This is a genomic window from Vibrio sp. 1402 (genome assembly GCF_033340275.1).
This window is the reverse complement of the sequence record NZ_JAWOWE010000525.1, coordinates 1-571: the sequence shown is the minus strand read 5'-3', so window position 1 is coordinate 571 and position 571 is coordinate 1. Positions and strand designations below refer to the sequence as shown.

Here is a 571-nt window from a genome sequence, read left to right as displayed (position 1 = left end):
TTATTTGCGCTACTCGCGTGTCTTATCGTCATATCAGGTTATTTTTCTGGTTCAGAAACAGGGATGATGTCTTTGAACCGTTACCGCTTGAAGCACTTAGCGAAAAGTGGGCATAAGGGCGCCAAACGTGTCGAAAAGTTATTAGACCGACCAGATCGCTTGATCGGTCTTATTCTTATCGGCAACAACCTCGTGAACATTCTTGCTTCAGCAATTGCGACCATCATCGGCATGCGCCTATACGGCGATTTAGGTGTCGCGATCGCAACGGGTGCGCTAACTATGGTTGTCTTGGTGTTTGCCGAAGTCACACCAAAAACCGTTGCAGCGTTGTATCCAGAGCGTGTTTCCTACGCGAGCAGCATCTTGCTCACTATCCTAATGAAAGTGCTATCACCGCTCGTAATGCTGGTGAACTTTATTACTAATGGTTTCATTCGTTTGCTTGGCGTGAAAGCTGATCACACGGTAGAGGATCATCTAAGTTCGGAAGAGTTACGCACGGTCGTAAATGAAGCTGGCGGACTTATCCCTCGTCGACACCAAGACATGTTGGTGTCTATTCTCGATC

General features: G+C 47.3%; 1 protein-coding gene. It reads left to right on the top strand.

The window, feature by feature from the left end; translation table 11 throughout:
- The coding region (locus R7044_RS27055; protein ID WP_225456208.1) for a CNNM domain-containing protein at nucleotides 1–571 on the top strand (571 nt) is incomplete at both ends.